Origin of the sequence: Thalassolituus sp. ST750PaO-4 (assembly GCF_020320405.1) — a bacterium.
Taxonomy (GTDB): domain Bacteria; phylum Pseudomonadota; class Gammaproteobacteria; order Pseudomonadales; family Oceanobacteraceae; genus Venatoribacter; species Venatoribacter alkanivorans.
Genome location: NZ_JABVCB010000006.1, coordinates 1 through 494, shown reverse-complemented (window position 1 = coordinate 494; position 494 = coordinate 1). Strand labels below are relative to the sequence as shown.

Below are 494 nucleotides of genomic sequence, written 5' to 3'. Positions count from 1 at the left end.
CTGAGCAGAAGCCATGTTGTTATTACCCGCCGTATCCTGCACAACCCCCGCAGCAACATCCACCGTTACAGCGCCCTCCGCAGTCGGCGTAATTAACGCGGTATACACTGAAGGGTTGATTGCATTAAACGCACTCACAGAAGCATTAGTGACGCTGATGTAGCTGTTATCGATTATGCCACTCATCGCTTCACTGAAAGTAAAGGTCACAGTAAACGCTGCGTTAATACTGCCGCTGGCACCACTGATAGCCACCGTCGGTGCCGTCGCATCGTAAGTAACCGCCAGCTGAGTTGCCGCCGTGTTGTTATTACCAACACCATCCTGAGCAACAGAGCCTGCAACATCCACCGTGACTGAACCATCTGTGGTTGGCGTAATTAACGCGGTATAAACCGATGCACTGGTCACACTGAACGCACTGACGGAGGCATTACCGGCAACAATATCGCCAACGGAAAAACCGGTAACATTTTCACTGAAGGTAAAGGTTG

1 protein-coding gene is annotated in these 494 nt (G+C 51.0%); it reads right to left on the bottom strand.

All coding sequences use genetic code 11. The annotated features are described in order from the left end of the window. Positions 1-494 (bottom strand): Ig-like domain-containing protein (locus HUF18_RS05920; RefSeq protein WP_225691496.1); only part of this gene is annotated, 494 nt, incomplete at both ends.